General features: G+C 57.4%; 14 protein-coding genes and 1 tRNA gene. 9 read left to right on the forward strand and 6 right to left on the reverse strand.

The features are described from left to right. From nrdF to leuA, 9 genes are all read left to right on the forward strand, one after another. Nucleotides 1-960: a class 1b ribonucleoside-diphosphate reductase subunit beta gene (nrdF, locus tag AC3WOK_RS20045; RefSeq protein ID WP_492355020.1), complete on the forward strand. Its 960-nt coding sequence runs from the start codon at nt 1-3 to the stop codon at nt 958-960. 331 nt (nt 961-1291) lie between these two features. Continuing rightward, on the forward strand, nt 1292-2503 hold the full coding sequence (proV, locus tag AC3WOK_RS20050) for a glycine betaine/L-proline ABC transporter ATP-binding protein ProV (RefSeq protein ID WP_059312455.1): 1212 nt from the start codon (nt 1292-1294) through the stop codon (nt 2501-2503). Continuing rightward, nucleotides 2487-3551 (forward strand): glycine betaine/L-proline ABC transporter permease ProW, encoded by a 1065-nt coding sequence (gene proW / locus AC3WOK_RS20055; RefSeq protein ID WP_059312454.1) that lies wholly within the window; start codon nt 2487-2489, stop codon nt 3549-3551. The genes proV and proW overlap by 17 nt, the downstream gene beginning before the upstream one ends. A gap of 9 nt (nt 3552-3560) precedes the next feature. After that, nucleotides 3561-4556 (forward strand): glycine betaine/L-proline ABC transporter substrate-binding protein ProX, encoded by a 996-nt coding sequence (proX, locus tag AC3WOK_RS20060; RefSeq protein WP_492355021.1) that lies wholly within the window; start codon nt 3561-3563, stop codon nt 4554-4556. A 206-nt stretch (nt 4557-4762) separates the two neighbouring features. Next, entirely contained in the window at nt 4763-5947 is a 1185-nt protein-coding gene (locus AC3WOK_RS20065) for an MFS transporter (RefSeq protein WP_047348082.1), read from the forward strand. 314 nt (nt 5948-6261) lie between these two features. Then, nucleotides 6262-6792: a transcriptional repressor MprA gene (gene mprA, locus AC3WOK_RS20070; protein ID WP_023308933.1), complete on the forward strand. Its 531-nt coding sequence runs from the start codon at nt 6262-6264 to the stop codon at nt 6790-6792. A 126-nt stretch (nt 6793-6918) separates the two neighbouring features. Then, on the forward strand, nt 6919-8091 hold the full coding sequence (gene emrA, locus AC3WOK_RS20075) for a multidrug efflux MFS transporter periplasmic adaptor subunit EmrA (RefSeq protein WP_059312452.1): 1173 nt from the start codon (nt 6919-6921) through the stop codon (nt 8089-8091). Nucleotides 8092-8107: 16 nt separating this feature from the next. Beyond that, nucleotides 8108-9655: a multidrug efflux MFS transporter permease subunit EmrB gene (emrB, locus tag AC3WOK_RS20080; protein WP_047348081.1), complete on the forward strand. Its 1548-nt coding sequence runs from the start codon at nt 8108-8110 to the stop codon at nt 9653-9655. Nucleotides 9656-9853: 198 nt separating this feature from the next. Beyond that, on the forward strand, nt 9854-11509 hold the full coding sequence (gene leuA, locus AC3WOK_RS20085; protein WP_492355022.1) for a 2-isopropylmalate synthase: 1656 nt from the start codon (nt 9854-9856) through the stop codon (nt 11507-11509). Here the strand turns inward: leuA and AC3WOK_RS20090 are convergent. The 6 genes from AC3WOK_RS20090 to AC3WOK_RS20115 all read right to left on the reverse strand — a co-directional run bounded on the left by AC3WOK_RS20090 (nt 11496) and on the right by AC3WOK_RS20115 (nt 15805). Next, entirely contained in the window at nt 11496-12260 is a 765-nt protein-coding gene (locus AC3WOK_RS20090; RefSeq protein WP_447856115.1) for an AraC family transcriptional regulator, read from the reverse strand. The two genes, leuA and AC3WOK_RS20090, sit on opposite strands and share 14 nt — an antisense overlap. A 54-nt stretch (nt 12261-12314) precedes the next feature. Next, nucleotides 12315-12830 carry an S-ribosylhomocysteine lyase gene (luxS, locus tag AC3WOK_RS20095; protein WP_024907693.1) on the reverse strand — a complete coding sequence of 172 codons (516 nt, stop codon included), beginning with the start codon at nt 12828-12830 and terminating at the stop codon, nt 12315-12317. 153 nt (nt 12831-12983) lie between these two features. Further along, nucleotides 12984-14528, reverse strand: a complete 1545-nt coding sequence (gene gshA, locus AC3WOK_RS20100) for a glutamate--cysteine ligase (protein WP_492355023.1) — start codon at nt 14526-14528, stop codon at nt 12984-12986. Nucleotides 14529-14611: 83 nt separating this feature from the next. Next, the gene (locus AC3WOK_RS20105) at nt 14612-15040 is read right to left on the reverse strand and encodes a YqaA family protein (protein ID WP_008499541.1); all 429 of its coding nucleotides are present in this window, start codon (nt 15038-15040) and stop codon (nt 14612-14614) included. Beyond that, on the reverse strand, nt 15037-15603 hold the full coding sequence (yqaB, locus tag AC3WOK_RS20110; protein WP_063956831.1) for a fructose-1-phosphate/6-phosphogluconate phosphatase: 567 nt from the start codon (nt 15601-15603) through the stop codon (nt 15037-15039). The genes AC3WOK_RS20105 and yqaB overlap by 4 nt, the downstream gene beginning before the upstream one ends. Before the next feature lie 125 nt (nt 15604-15728). Continuing rightward, nucleotides 15729-15805, reverse strand: a tRNA-Arg gene (locus AC3WOK_RS20115).

Here is a 15805-nt window from a genome sequence, read left to right on the forward strand (position 1 = left end):
ATGAAACTGTCACGCGTGAGCGCCGTTAACTGGAACAAGATCCAGGACGACAAAGATCTGGAAGTGTGGAACCGGCTGACCAGCAACTTCTGGCTGCCGGAAAAGGTCCCGCTCTCTAACGATATCCCAGCCTGGCAAACGCTCAGCCATGCCGAGCAGCAGCTGACGATCCGCGTCTTTACCGGGCTGACGCTGCTGGACACCGTTCAAAATACCGTGGGGGCGCCCGCGCTCATGCGTGACGCGCTGACGCCGCACGAAGAGGCGGTAATGTCCAACATCAGCTTTATGGAGGCGGTGCACGCCCGCTCCTACAGCTCGATTTTTTCGACGCTCTGCCAGACCAAAGACGTGGACGCCGCCTACGCGTGGAGTGAAGAGAGCGAGTCATTACAGCGAAAGGCGGATCTGGTGCTGGAATATTACCGGGCCGACGAGCCGCTGAAGAAGAAGATCGCCAGCGTGTTTCTGGAATCCTTCCTCTTCTATTCCGGCTTCTGGCTGCCCATGTACTGGTCGAGCCGGGGCAAGCTGACCAACACCGCCGATTTGATCCGCCTTATCATTCGGGATGAAGCGGTACACGGGTATTACATCGGCTATAAGTATCAGAAAGGGCTGGAGAAAGTCAGCGAGGCGAAGCGTGAGGAGCTCAAAGGGTTTGCGCTCGATTTGCTGATGGATCTCTATGACAACGAGCTGAGCTATACCGAGGAACTGTACGCCGGCACCGGCTGGGAGGAAGACGTGAAAGCCTTCCTTTGCTACAACGCCAACAAGGCGCTGATGAATCTTGGCTACGAGGCGCTGTTCCCGCCGGAGATGGCGGAGGTGAACCCGGCGATTCTGTCCGCGCTGTCGCCCAACGCCGACGAAAACCACGATTTCTTCTCCGGGTCGGGCTCATCGTATGTGATGGGCAAAGCGGTGGAAACGGAGGATGAAGACTGGGATTTTTGATGAACGCTAACGTTCGTTAATTTAATATAAACCCAACAAATTTCTCTCTAATATTTACAAAGCAACTACACTGTCATTTCCGCGTCATATTCGCCTGAATCATCCGATTCAGGCGAAATTCCCCGATGCAGCAGCAAAAAAATTGAGAAAAATTCAAACCACGCTCAGCCCTTTACTCATGGGAAATTCAGCCATTTCGCTTCCCGGAAAATTCATACCATAAGCAAACACAGGGTTGTCTCAGATTCTGAGTATGTTAGGGTTATGCCCGTTAACAATTTACCATGGTAATCATATCGACATAAACAAATAACAGGACACTCTCTATTGCATGGCAATTAAATTAGAAGTGAAAAATCTTTATAAAGTATTTGGCGAGCATCCGCAGCGCGCATTCAAATATATTGAGAAAGGCCTTACGAAAGAGCAAATTCTGGAAAAAACCGGGCTATCGCTTGGCGTTAAAGACGCCAGTCTGGCCATTGAAGAAGGCGAGATTTTTGTCATCATGGGATTATCCGGCTCGGGTAAATCCACTATGGTTCGCCTTCTCAATCGCCTGATTGAACCCACCCGCGGGCAGGTGCTGATTGACGGCGTGGATATCGCCAGAATATCCGACGCCGAGCTTCGCGAGGTGCGCAGAAAGAAGATTGCGATGGTGTTCCAGTCATTCGCGCTAATGCCGCACATGACGGTGCTGGATAATACCGCCTTTGGCATGGAATTAGCCGGCACGCCCGCTCAGGAACGTCAGGAAAAAGCCCTTGATGCGCTGCGTCAGGTTGGGCTGGAGAATTATGCGCATGCGTACCCGGATGAACTTTCCGGCGGCATGCGCCAGCGCGTAGGATTAGCCCGCGCATTAGCCATTAATCCGGACATATTATTAATGGATGAAGCCTTCTCGGCTCTCGATCCATTAATTCGCACCGAGATGCAGGATGAGCTGGTAAAATTACAGGCGAAACATCAGCGAACCATTGTATTTATTTCCCACGATCTGGATGAAGCCATGCGTATTGGCGACCGTATTGCCATTATGCAAAATGGTGAAGTGGTGCAGGTCGGCACGCCGGATGAAATTCTCAATAATCCGGCCAATGATTATGTGCGCACCTTCTTCCGCGGCGTGGATATTAGCCAGGTCTTTAGCGCCAAGGATATTGCCCGCCGAGCGCCAAACGGCATTATTCGAAAAACGCCAGGTTTCGGCCCGCGCTCCGCGCTGAAGCTGCTGCAGGACGAAGACCGTGAATACGGTTATCTGGTTGAACGCGGCAATAAATTTGTTGGCGTTGTCTCCATCGACTCTCTGAAAACCGCCCTTGGCGAAAACCAGGGAATCGATGCGGCGTTAATAGACGCTCCGCTTGCCGTGGACGCCGAAACGCCGCTCAGCGAGTTGCTCTCTCACGTGGGTCAGGCGCCGTGCGCCGTGCCGGTCGTGGGCGAGGAACAACAGTACGTCGGCATCATCTCAAAACGGATGTTGCTGCAGGCTTTAGATCGCGAGGGGGCAAACAATGACCGATCAATCTAACCCGTGGGGTACACCTGAAGCAGCGGACAGCGCTGCGCAATCTGCCGATGCGTGGGGTTCCACGCCGGCCCCTGCCGACGGCGGCGGGGCGGCAGACTGGCTGAACAGCGCACCCGCGCCTGCGCCAGAACACTTCAATATTATGGATCCGTTCCACAAGACGCTGATCCCGCTGGACAGCTGGGTCACGGAAGGGATCGACTGGGTGGTTACGCACTTTCGTCCGGTGTTCCAGGGGATCCGCGTGCCGGTGGATTACATCCTCAACGGCTTCCAGCAGCTGATGCTGGGCATGCCGGCCCCGGTGGCCATCGTGCTGTTTTCCCTGATCGCCTGGCAGTTTGGCAGCGCGGGGATGGGGATCGCCACGCTGGTCTCGCTGATTGCCATTGGTGCGATTGGCGCCTGGTCGCAGGCGATGATCACCCTGGCGCTGGTGCTGACCGCCCTGCTCTTCTGCGTGGCGATCGGCCTGCCGATGGGGATCTGGCTGGCGCGTAGCCCGCGGGCGGCGAAGATTATTCGTCCGCTGCTGGATGCGATGCAGACCACGCCGGCGTTCGTCTATCTGGTGCCTATCGTGATGCTGTTCGGCATCGGCAACGTGCCGGGGGTGGTGGTGACCATTATCTTCGCCCTGCCGCCGATTATCCGTCTGACCATTCTGGGGATTAACCAGGTGCCCGCGGATCTGATCGAAGCGTCACGCTCGTTCGGCGCCAGCCCGCGCCAGCTGCTGTTTAAGGTTCAGCTCCCGCTGGCGATGCCGACCATTATGGCAGGCGTTAACCAGACGCTGATGCTGGCGCTGTCGATGGTCGTCATTGCCTCGATGATCGCCGTAGGCGGTCTGGGGCAGATGGTGCTGCGCGGCATTGGCCGTCTCGACATGGGGCTTGCCACCGTCGGCGGCGTGGGCATCGTGATCCTCGCCATTATTCTTGACCGCCTGACCCAGGCCGTCGGTCGTGATTCACGCAGTCGCGGCAATCGTCGCTGGTTTACTACCGGCCCCGTCGGGTTACTCACCCGCCCATTCATTAAATAAGGAACAACGATGCGACAGAGCGTACTTTTTGCCACAGCGTTTGCCACCCTTGTCTCCACCGGCACGTTTGCGGCGGACCTGCCGGGCAAAGGCGTTACCGTACAGCCGGTGCAGAGCACCATTTCGGAAGAGAGCTTCCAGACCCTGCTGGTCAGCCGCGCGCTGGAGAAGCTCGGCTACACGGTTAACACCCCGAGCGAGGTGGATTACAACGTGGGCTACACCTCGATTGCCTCCGGTGACGCCACCTTTACCGCGGTGAACTGGCAGCCGCTGCACGACGACATGTATGCCGCCGCCGGTGGCGACAAGAAATTCTACCGGGAAGGCACCTTCGTGACCGGCGCGGCGCAGGGGTATCTGATCGACAAGAAAACCGCCGACCAGTATCACATCACCAATATTGCGCAGCTCAAAGATCCGAAGATTGCCAAACTGTTCGATACCAACGGCGACGGCAAAGCCGACATGATGGGCTGCTCGCCGGGCTGGGGCTGTGAAGCGGTGATTAACCACCAGAACAAAGCCTTCGATCTGGCAAAAACGGTCGACGTGAGCCACGGCAACTATTCGGCGATGATGGCCGACACCATTGCCCGCTTCAAAGAGGGCAAGCCGGTTATCTATTACACCTGGACGCCGTACTGGGTAAGCGACGTGCTGAAGCCGGGTAAAGACGTGGTGTGGCTGCAGGTGCCGTTCTCCTCCCTGCCGGGCGAGCAGAAAGATATCGACACCAAGCTGCCGAACGGCATGAACTACGGCTTCCCGGTGAACACGATGCACATCGTCGCCAACAAAGCCTGGGCCGAGAAAAACCCGGCGGCGGCAAAGCTGTTCTCGGTGATGAAGCTGCCGCTGGCTGACATCAACGCCCAGAACGCGATGATGCATGCGGGCAAATCGTCTGAGGCCGATATTAAAGGCCACGTGGATGGCTGGATCAAAGCCCACCAGCAGCAGTTTGACGGCTGGGTGAAAGAGGCGCTTGAGGCACAGAAGTAAAACATTTTCCCTCACCCTAACCCTCTCCCAGGGGGAGAGGGAACCTTGACCTCCCTCTCCCTTTGGGAGAGGGTCGGGGTGAGGGGATCAAACCGCACCCAACCTAAACCGCACAATACATCACCCATCACTCCCCCGCCCTTCACAATCATTCGGTATGATGGTTTCCGGAAAAATAATCACTCAACTAATGATTCCTGAAACCCATGACCAAAACAACTCAGGGGCTTAGCCCCGCACTCATCCTTTTAATGTCCGTGGCAACGGGTCTGGCGGTCGCCAGCAACTATTACGCGCAACCCCTTCTCGACACCATCGCCCGCGCGTTCAACCTCTCTGCCAGCTCCGCAGGCTTCATTGTTACGGCCGCGCAGCTTGGCTATGCCGCCGGGCTGCTGTTCCTGGTGCCGCTTGGCGATATGTTTGAACGCCGGATGCTGATCGTCTCCATGACCCTGCTGGCCGCCGGCGGAATGCTGATCACCGCCAGCAGCCAGTCGCTGACGATGATGATCGTCGGTACCGCGCTCACGGGGCTGTTCTCCGTCGTGGCGCAAATCCTGGTGCCGCTCGCCGCGACCCTCGCCTCCCCGGAAAAGCGCGGCAAGGTGGTGGGTACCATCATGAGCGGCCTGCTGCTGGGGATTTTGCTGGCGCGTACCGTTGCCGGGCTGCTGGCAAGCCTTGGCGGCTGGCGCACCGTTTACTGGGTGGCGAGCGTATTGATGGTCATCATGGCCCTGGCACTGTGGCGCGGCCTGCCGAAGGTGAAGCAGGAGAACCACCTGAACTATCCGCAGCTGCTGGCCTCCGTGTTCAGCCTGTTCACGCAGGATAAACTCCTGCGCACCCGCGCCCTGCTGGGCTGTTTCACCTTCGCTAACTTCAGCATTCTGTGGACGTCGATGGCGTTTCTGCTTGCCGCCCCGCCGTTCAATTATTCCGAAGGGGTGATTGGCCTGTTCGGCCTGGCCGGTGCCGCAGGCGCGCTGGGTGCGCGTCCCGCTGGCGGGCTGGCCGACAAGGGCAAATCCCACCTGACCACCTCCGCAGGGCTGGTTTTACTCCTGCTCTCCTGGGCGGCGATCTGGTACGGGCATGTCTCGGTGCTGGCGTTGATCGTCGGTATTCTGGTGCTCGATCTCACCGTGCAGGGCGTTCACATCACCAACCAGACCGTGATTTATCGCGTGAAGCCAGAGGCGCGTAACCGCCTTACGGCCGGATACATGACCAGCTACTTTATCGGCGGCGCAGCGGGCTCGCTCATCTCCGCCTCGGCGTGGCAGCATGCCGGCTGGTCCGGCGTGTGCGGGATCGGGGCTATCGTCGCCGCGCTCAACCTGCTTGTATGGTGGCGCGGCTATCATCGTCAGGATGCAATTCACTAAGTTTTACATTGCGTTGGGCCTCTTAGGGTGTAAAGAGGCCCTTCAGTCTGTTAATGTAAACGTAATCATTTATCCCAGAAATTTTAATGTGGGTGACATATTTACAATCGGCATGAATAGTTCAGACCCCCGTCCTCACATCCTCTCTTCAGCGGGTTCACCCCCTACACTCTCTGTGCTCACCGGGTCACGGACTTACCCGGCGCTTTCTGATGGTGACATTAATTTGGCGGATATAACCGCACAAATAATTCATTTACATTATTTGTCACTATCGTTACTATATCGGCTGTAATTAATGAGGTTATGCCCAAATGGATAGTTCGTTTACGCCCATTGAACAAATGCTTAAATTCCGCGCCAGTCGCCATGAGGACTTCCCGTACCAGGAAATCCTGCTGACTCGCCTGTGCATGCACATGCAGGGTAAGCTTCTGGAAAACCGTAATAAAATGCTGAAAGCTCAAGGGATTAACGAGACGTTGTTTATGGCGTTGATTACGCTGGAGTCTCAGGAAAACCACAGCATTCAGCCTTCCGAGCTGAGCTGCGCGCTGGGCTCCTCCCGTACCAACGCGACCCGTATTGCCGATGAGCTTGAAAAGCGTGGCTGGATTGAGCGCCGCGAAAGCGACAACGATCGCCGCTGCCTGCATCTGCAACTGACCGATAAAGGTCACCAGTTCCTGCGCGAGGTGCTGCCACCTCAGCACAATTGCCTGCACAAACTCTGGTCTGCCCTCAGCACCGCCGAGCGCGACCAGCTTGAGCACATCACTCGCAAGCTGCTCACCCGTCTGGACCAGATGGATGAAGATGGCGCCGTTCTTGAGGCGCTGCGCTAACGCGACGACACGCTCACCATTCCAGATTTATAAGAAAACCGACAGGCCAGCACGTCACACTGCTGGCCTTTCTGACAACAGGTCGGCTCAGCCGATGTGAAAATAAGAAGATCGTGGAGAACAACAATGAGCGCAAATGCGGAGAGCACTACCCCGCAGCAACCGGCCAACAAGAAGGGCAAACGTAAGAGCGCCCTTATTCTGTTGACCTTGCTCTTTATCATTATTGCCGTGGCATATGGGATCTATTGGTTTTTAGTCTTGCGTCATGCTGAAGAGACTGATGACGCTTACGTGGCAGGGAACCAGGTACAAATTATGGCGCAGGTGTCGGGCAGCGTGACGAAAGTCTGGGCTGACAATACCGACTTTGTGCAAAAAGGCGATGTGTTGGTGACCCTCGATCCAACCGACGCCCAGCAGGCGTTTGAGAAAGCACAGACCGCGCTGGCCTCCAGCGTCCGTCAAACCCGCCAGCTGATGATCAACAGTAAACAGCTGCAGGCCAACATCGACGTGCAGAAAACTGCACTCGCCCAGGCGCAGAGCGATCTGAACCGTCGCGTGCCGCTCGGCACCGCCAACCTGATCGGCCGTGAAGAGCTGCAGCACGCGCGCGACGCCGTTGCCAGCGCTCAGGCACAGCTGGACGTGGCTATTCAACAGTACAACGCCAACCAGGCGATGGTGCTGGGCACCAGCCTGGAAAACCAGCCAGCCGTACAGCAGGCGGCGACCGAAGTCCGCAACGCATGGCTTGCCCTGCAGCGTACTAAAATCGTCAGCCCGATGACCGGCTACGTCTCCCGTCGTTCCGTCCAGCCAGGGGCACAGATTAGCCCAACCACGCCGCTGATGGCGGTCGTGCCGGCGGACAATCTGTGGGTAGATGCCAACTTCAAAGAGACGCAGCTTGCCCATATGCGTATCGGCCAGACCGCGACGGTCGTCAGCGACATCTACGGCGATGACGTTAAGTACACCGGGAAAGTGGTCGGTCTGGATATGGGAACCGGCAGCGCCTTCTCCCTGCTGCCGGCGCAGAACGCCACCGGTAACTGGATCAAAGTGGTTCAGCGCCTGCCCGTACGTATCGAACTGGATGCCAAACAGCTGGCGGATCACCCGCTGCGTATCGGCCTCTCTACGCTGGTGACGGTCGACACCGCCAACCGCGACGGCCAGATCCTGGCAAGCCAGGTGCGTAGCAGCCCGGCTTATGAAAGTAACGCCCGTGAAATTAGCCTCGATCCGGTCAACAAGCTGATCGATGACATCGTGAAGGCAAACGCCGGTTAATCCGAAGGTGAGCGTTATGCAACAGCAAAAGCCGCAAAAACCGCTGGAAGGCGCGCAGCTGGTCATTATGACCATTGCGCTGTCGCTGGCGACATTCATGCAGGTGCTGGACTCCACCATCGCAAACGTGGCAATCCCGACCATCGCCGGTAACCTTGGCTCGTCGCTGAGCCAGGGAACCTGGGTCATTACCTCGTTTGGGGTGGCAAACGCCATCTCCATCCCGATTACCGGCTGGCTGGCGAAGCGCGTCGGTGAAGTGAAGCTGTTCCTCTGGTCGACGGTATTGTTCGTTCTAGCCTCCTGGGCGTGCGGCATGTCCAGCAGCCTGACGATGCTGATATTCTTCCGCGTCATTCAGGGGATTGTTGCCGGACCGTTGATTCCGCTGTCGCAGAGCTTGCTGCTGAACAACTACCCGCCGGCAAAACGCTCTATCGCGCTGGCGCTGTGGTCGATGACCGTGATTGTTGCGCCAATCTGCGGGCCGATTCTGGGCGGGTACATCAGCGATAACTACCACTGGGGCTGGATCTTCTTTATCAACGTGCCCATCGGTGCGCTGGTGGTACTGATGACGCTGCAGTCACTGCGCGGGCGCGAAACGCGTACCGAACAGCGGCGCATTGACGGTATCGGGCTGGCGCTGCTGGTTGTCGGCATTGGTAGCCTGCAGATCATGCTCGACCGGGGTAAAGAGCTCGACTGGTTTGCCTCTTCGGAAATCATCGTTCTGACGGTGGTCGCCGTCGTCGCCATTAGTTTCCTGATTGTCTGGGAGCTGACGGACGACAACCCGATAGTCGACCTGTCGCTGTTTAAGTCGCGAAACTTCACCATCGGCTGTCTGTGTATTAGCCTCGCCTACATGCTCTACTTCGGCGCGATCGTTCTGCTGCCGCAGCTGTTGCAGGAGGTATACGGCTATACCGCAACCTGGGCAGGTTTAGCCTCGGCGCCGGTTGGATTGATTCCGGTTCTGCTGTCGCCGATTATTGGCCGCTTCGCCCACAAGCTCGACATGCGCCGGCTGGTGACGTTCAGCTTCATCATGTACGCCGTGTGCTTCTACTGGCGCGCGTACACGTTCGAACCGGGAATGGACTTTGGCGCCTCCGCGTGGCCGCAGTTTATTCAGGGCTTTGCCGTGGCGTGCTTCTTTATGCCATTAACCACCATCACGCTTTCCGGCTTACCGCCTGAGCGCATGGCGGCGGCATCGAGCCTGTCGAACTTTACCCGAACGCTGGCGGGCTCCATCGGGACGTCGATCACCACGACGCTGTGGACCAACCGGGAATCGATGCACCATGCTCAACTCACCGAAGCGGTGAACCCGTTCAACCCCAACGCGCAGCAGATGTATAGCCAGCTGGAGGGAATGGGGATGACGGAGCAGCAGGCGTCCGGCTGGATCGCCCAGCAGATCACCAACCAGGGCCTGATTATCTCGGCCAACGAGATTTTCTGGATATCGGCAGGGATCTTTATCGTCCTGCTGGGCCTGGTGTGGTTTGCTAAACCCCCGTTTGGCGCCGGTAGCGGCGGCGGTGGCGCGCACTAGTCCTGTGCGCAGGAGCCGGGTGGCGGCTACCCCTTACCCGGCCTACAAAAGGGCACATGCCCGTAGGCCCGGTAAGGGGTAGCCGCCACCGGGCAACAATCGCCACCGATGTCCAGAACGCGACAGCGATTGTCAGTTCCGATAAAGCAGCGCGCCTGAAATCCCTTCACGATAGTGAAAAGACAACAGGAGCGCATCATGCTGAACACACCCGCCGACAAGTACCAGCCCTATCCCACCCTTTCCCTGCCCGACCGTCGCTGGCCGGATCAACGCATCATCCGCGCGCCGCGCTGGCTCTCCACCGACTTACGCGACGGCAACCAGGCCCTTGCCGAGCCGATGGACAGCGCGCGCAAGCTGCAGTTCTGGGACTTGCTGCTGAGCTGCGGGTTTAAAGAGATCGAGGTCGCCTTTCCCTCCGCCTCGCAGACGGATTTCAACTTTGTTCGCCAGCTGATTGAAGAGAACCGCATCCCGGATGACGTCACGATTCAGGTATTAACCCAGGCGCGGGATGATCTGATCGTCCGGACCTTTGAATCGTTACGCGGCGCGAAGCAGGCGACCGTCCATCTGTATAACGCCACCGCCCCGCTGTTCCGTCGCCTGGTGTTCGGCATGGAGAAAGCGCAAATCGTTGAGCTGGCGACCCGCGCCACGCGGCTTATTCGCAGGCTGTGCGAGGAAAACCCCGACACCCGCTGGCAGTATGAATACTCTCCAGAGACCTTTTGCTTTACCGAGCCGGAGTTTGCGCTGGAGATTTGTGAAGCCGTGGCGGAAATCTGGCAGCCGTGCGACGAGCGCCCGATGGTGATCAACTTACCCGCGACCGTCGAAGTCAGCACGCCGAACGTGTATGCCGATCAGATCGAATATTTCTGCCGCCACTTCAGCCGCCGCCGCGATGTCTGCATCAGCGTGCATCCGCATAACGACCGCGGTACCGGCGTTGCCAGCGCCGAGCTTGCCGTGATGGCGGGCGCTGACCGCGTGGAGGGCTGTCTGTTCGGTAACGGGGAGCGCACGGGCAACGTCTGCCTGGTGACGCTGGCGATGAATCTCTATAGCCAGGGCGTTAGCCCGAATCTGGACTTTAGCGATATGAACCGGGTGGTGGAAGTGGTGGAAACCTGCAACCAGCTGCCGGTGCCCCCGCGCCATCCGTGGGCCGGTCGGCTGGCCTATACCGCCTTCTCCGGCTCGCACCAGGACGCGATCAAAAAAGGCTTTGATGCCCGCAGGCCCGGCGATCGCTGGGAGATGCCTTACCTGCCCGTGGACCCGCAGGATATCGGCTGCACCTACGAAGCGGTGATCCGGGTGAACAGCCAGTCAGGGAAAAGCGGCAGCGCGTGGCTTATTGAGCAAAATCACGGTCTGAAGCTACCGCGCGGCCTGCAGCAGGATTTTAGCCAGCACGTGCAGCAGGAAACGGACCGCCACGGAAAAGAGATGACGCAAAACGCGCTGTGGCAGCTGTTCCGCACCCGCTACGGCCTGGTGGCAACGCCGCCGTTTGCGCTGCAATCCTATCGCAGCGATGGCCAGCAGGACGGCCAGCTGCGTTTGACGGCAAGCGTCGCCACGCAAGGGGGAACGCGCCAGCTGGAAGGTCAGGGCAACGGCCTGCTGTCCGCCGCCGCTCACGGCCTGAGCCGCTGGGTTAACGCGCCGTTTGTGATTAAGGACTATCACGAGCATACGTTAGGCGAGCGCAGCGACAGCCGCTCGGTGGCATACATTCGCTGCCTGTTCCAGGACGGCAGCAGCCGCTGGGGCGTGGGCATTGACGGCGACGTCTCGCGCGCCTCGCTTCAGGCGCTTTTTAATGCGGTTAGCTGTCTTTGAAGTATTCGCTGGGTGAAATGCCCATCACCCGGCGGAACATGGCCGTAAAGGCGCTGTGGCTGCCGTAACCCAGTTCCAGCGCCACGCGAAGTACCGGCTGGCCCTGCGCCAGCCGCTGTAGCGCCTCCAGCAGGCGCGCCCTTCTCAACCACTCACCGTAGCTTAATCCCGTCTGCTGCTGAAAATGGCGGTTCAGGGTACGCTCGCTCATCCCTACCATGCTCGCGGCCTGCGCGCTGCTCCAGCTTTCTCCTGCGTTTTGCCCGATTTGCAGACACAGATGACGTAATGCCTCACTTTCTGGCTCCGGCAGATGAAACGGCAGTACCGGCATCATGCGAATTTCATCGAGGATCAGCTCATAGACACGTTCATCCCGGCTGCCGGGTGAGTACGATTCAGGCAAAGCAAGGGCGGCAAGGATCAGCTCGCGCAGCAGCGGGGAGATCTGCACGATCTGGCAGGTAGCAGGGAGATCGGCCCGCGCCAGCGGATCGATAAACAGCGTTCGCGCCGCCACGTTGCCGGTGATACGCAGCGAGTGGAAGGTACCCGCCGGCAGCCAGACGCCGCGGCCGGGAGGAACCACCCAGCAGCCCGACGCGGTATCCACCCGTACCACGCCGCTCAGGGTGTGCAACAGCTGCGCGCAGTCATGTTCATGCCACGGTTCGCTGTCACCATGAACGTAGTCATGGGCAAACGGAACGAGGGGACGATGGGTAAAGGAGAAGGTTGCGGTTGTGGTCATGGGGTTAAACCACCCTCACCCTACCCTCTCCCTGAGGGAGAGGGAAAAGGTGCACTAGATGTGCAGTTCCTGCAGTTTTTCTTTTGGCAGGGCCAGCTCTTCGTTGCTGTTCACGCGAACATCACGCTCGATGATATGGCGCGCGATTTCCTGCGCTTCTTCCAGAGAGTGCATCTGGTAAGTCCCGCACTGGTAAACGTTCAGCTCAGGGATCTGGTTCTGCTCTTTCACCTTCAGCACGTCCTGCATCGCCGCTTTCCAGGCATCCGCGACGCGCTTCTCATCAGGCACGCCAATCAGGCTCATGTAGAAACCGGTACGGCAGCCCATCGGAGAGATATCGATGATCTCAACGCCGTTGCCGTTCAGGTGGTCACGCATGAAGCCAGCGAACAGGTGCTCCAGCGTATGAATGCCTTTCTCTGGCATGACTTCTTTGTTTGGCACGCAGAAGCGAAGATCGAATACGGTGATCGTGTCGCCGTGCGGAGTGTGCATGGTCTTCGCCACGCGGACTGCAGGTGCTTCCATACGGGTATGGTCGACAGTAAAGCTATCTAATAACGGCATACGTCACCTCCGGTAGTGATTTTTTTTAAAATAAACTGAACTCTTCTACAGAATGCGCGTCTGAGTATATGAAAGACGCGCATTTGTTATCATCATCCCTGAATTCAGAGATGTATATTTTGGCCACAGCGATGTGGCCTTTTTCTTTTCTGCTTAAGCCTGCCTCGCCAGAAACGCCTCAAACGACTCGGTATCCGCCGCTTCAACCTCTTTCTGACGCACAACGGACGCATCGCGTTCCGCTACAAAATCCGCTTCGCTCAAGACTTCTAATGGCTCATGCATCAGCATCTCACGGTATTCCGCCGCAAGCGATCGCCCGGTACCGCCAATGCCCTGATCGATCATAGAACGCAAAATGCGTGCTGAGAACGTCAGTTCGGGGTTATCAAAGCATTCCACCAGCTGGTCGCAAATCTGTTGATACGCGTCGCCGCCGTCGATGCTGTCCATCGTCCGGGCAACACGCTTCAGGTCACGGAACAGATCTTTACCGACTTTCGTCAGCGGGAACTGTGCGGTTTCGCAGCCGATACCCAGCGTCAGACCCGGTTTACGCCCTTCCAGAATCACGCGGTTCCAGTTTGTACGGGTGCAGAGCAGCTCGTCTGAACTCATTTCAGGCGCATCCGCCAGCACGCACCAGACCATAAACAGATCCAGGAAGCGAATCTGCTGTTCATCAACGCCGATCGGTGAGAACGGGTTGATATCCAGCGAGCGCACTTCAATGTATTCAATCCCGCCGCGCTGCAGCGCGTCCGACGGAGTTTCACCGCTGCGCGTCACGCGCTTCGGACGAATTGGCGCATACAGCTCGTTTTCAATCTGCAGAACGTTGCTGTTGATCTGCAGGCGCTTGCCGTCTTTTTCGAGACCGATTTTTTCGTACTCTTCCGACGGAGTTTTGATCGCCCGCTTCAATCCTGCCACATATTCGTGCAGTTCGTTAAACGTAATTCCGAGATTGCTTTGCGATTTATTGGTATAACCCAAATCGCTCAGGCGCAGAGAGGTGGCGTACGGGAGGTAGTACATCCCACACTCGGTCTTCTCGAACGGCAGCGTGGTCGGTTTCCCCTGCAGGAATGATGAGCAAATGGCCGGCGACGCGCCGAACAGATACGGGATCACCCAGCCAAAACGGTAATAGTTGCGGATCAGGCGGAAGTAGCCTTCAGAGATGGCGTCTTTATCGGTTTCACCGCATTTCGCCTGCCAGAAGGCCATCGGCAACGAGAAATTGTAATGCACGCCAGAGATGGTCTGCATCAACGCGCCGTAGCGGTTTTTCAGCCCCTCACGATAGAGCGTTTTCAGCCGGCCAATATTTGACGTGCCGTACTGCGCCAGCTCAATTTCCTGGCCCTGCTCGATATAGCACGGCATGCTGAGGGGCCACATACGTTCGTCGCCCAGATTGCGCGCGGTATAGCGATGGATATCGCGCATGATCGTCAGCATATGATCAATATCACCCTCTACCGGAGTGATGAACTCCAGCAGCGCTTCAGCGAAATCGGTTGTGATCCATTTATGTGTCAGCGCCGAGCCTAACGCCTTCGGGTGACCCGTTGTCGCTAAGCTACCGTCCGCGTTAACGCGCAGCGTTTCACGCTCAAGACCACGCTGAATACCCTTCAATGCCTGAGGGTGGTTTTCCAGCCAGGCCAGCGCCTGAGATACGTCCGGGATCAAATTGACCTCCCGCCTGTCAAAGTAATGTTACTCAGCATAATTGTAATGGTTGACGATTGAAGGTCGCGTATTCATTCCACCAATTAGTGCCACCACGTCATACCCTGCAGCGTTGCCCATGCCACGAGAACATAGCGCAACGCCTTGCCAAGGCACAAAAAAAAGAGCACCGGTCCCCAGGAGATGCGCATCCATCCCGCCAGCAGACACAGTAAATCGCCTATTACAGGCATCCAGCTTAATAACAGCGTGGCAGCGCCATAGCGTTTTAGCCAGCCGACTGCCTTTTCCTGCCAGCGCGATTTCTCACGCAGCGGAAAGAAACGCCCAAGAATAACGTTAGTCAGCCCTCCAAGGCTATTACCCATTGTTGCTATTAATACCAGCAACCAGGGCTGACTCACGCCGGACAACAGCATCGCCACCAGCACCACTTCCGAATTTCCCGGTAACAGCGTGGCGCTTAAAAAACTGCTGGCGAATAATGAAGCAAGTGACAGCGCGTCACTCACAGTAAGCGCACATCCACCGCGGCCATGCCGGCATCACGCGCGGCCTGAATACCAAAATCGGCATCTTCAAACACAACGCATTTTGCCGCCGGGACGCCCATTAACTCTGCGCAGAGCAGGAAAGTGTCCGGTGCGGGCTTGTGATTTTTAACATGATCGGCGGCAACCACGGCAGAAAAATAGTGGCGCAGGCCAAGATGGTTGAGCAAAGCTTCTGCAATCGCGCTTTCGCTGCCCGTTCCCACCGACATCGGACGACGTCCGTGCCACTCTTTCACGACATCAATCAGCGGAAGCGGGCGTACGGTATCTAAAAGCATGGCTTTTACCGCATCGGTTTTTTCACGCGCGAGCAGGTGCGGGTCAAGATCGGCCTGATTCATTTCAATCACGGCCTGCGCAATACGCCAGGTTGGGGATCCGTTAAGGGCGATCATCGCCTGAAGGTCGAAACGCATACCGTAGCGGCCCAGGACGTCAGTCCAGGCTTGACGATGCGTGGGTTCGGTATCCAGGATGGTGCCATCCATATCGAAGATCAAACCGTCATACTGTGCGTACATCGTGCTCTCGCTAAACGATTAACAAAGCATTACTTTATCGCAAAAGGGGATTTTTGTCGCTGATTGCGAAGTGATAACAACGAGAGTGATTAAGAACTAAACATCGAAGGGAACAACAGAAGAGATGGTGCATCCGGGAGGATTCGAACCTCCGACCGCTCGGTTCGTAGCCGAGTACTCTATCCAGCTGAGCTACGGATGC

This window comes from Enterobacter sp. FW301-JW81 (assembly GCF_058788735.1).

Excerpts from the sequence above, each read along its gene's own strand:
- nrdF (WP_492355020.1), top strand. The coding sequence starts at position 1 with ATGAAACTGTCACGCGTGAGCGCCGTTAACTGGAACAAGATCCAGGAC.
- proV (WP_059312455.1), top strand. The coding sequence starts at position 1,292 with ATGGCAATTAAATTAGAAGTGAAAAATCTTTATAAAGTATTTGGCGAG.
- proW (WP_059312454.1), top strand. The coding sequence starts at position 2,487 with ATGACCGATCAATCTAACCCGTGGGGTACACCTGAAGCAGCGGACAGC.
- proX (WP_492355021.1), top strand. The coding sequence starts at position 3,561 with ATGCGACAGAGCGTACTTTTTGCCACAGCGTTTGCCACCCTTGTCTCC.
- AC3WOK_RS20065 (WP_047348082.1), top strand. The coding sequence starts at position 4,763 with ATGACCAAAACAACTCAGGGGCTTAGCCCCGCACTCATCCTTTTAATG.
- mprA (WP_023308933.1), top strand. The coding sequence starts at position 6,262 with ATGGATAGTTCGTTTACGCCCATTGAACAAATGCTTAAATTCCGCGCC.
- emrA (WP_059312452.1), top strand. The coding sequence starts at position 6,919 with ATGAGCGCAAATGCGGAGAGCACTACCCCGCAGCAACCGGCCAACAAG.
- emrB (WP_047348081.1), top strand. The coding sequence starts at position 8,108 with ATGCAACAGCAAAAGCCGCAAAAACCGCTGGAAGGCGCGCAGCTGGTC.
- leuA (WP_492355022.1), top strand. The coding sequence starts at position 9,854 with ATGCTGAACACACCCGCCGACAAGTACCAGCCCTATCCCACCCTTTCC.
- AC3WOK_RS20090 (WP_447856115.1), bottom strand. The coding sequence starts at position 12,260 with ATGACCACAACCGCAACCTTCTCCTTTACCCATCGTCCCCTCGTTCCG.
- luxS (WP_024907693.1), bottom strand. The coding sequence starts at position 12,830 with ATGCCGTTATTAGATAGCTTTACTGTCGACCATACCCGTATGGAAGCA.
- yqaB (WP_063956831.1), bottom strand. The coding sequence starts at position 15,603 with ATGTACGCACAGTATGACGGTTTGATCTTCGATATGGATGGCACCATC.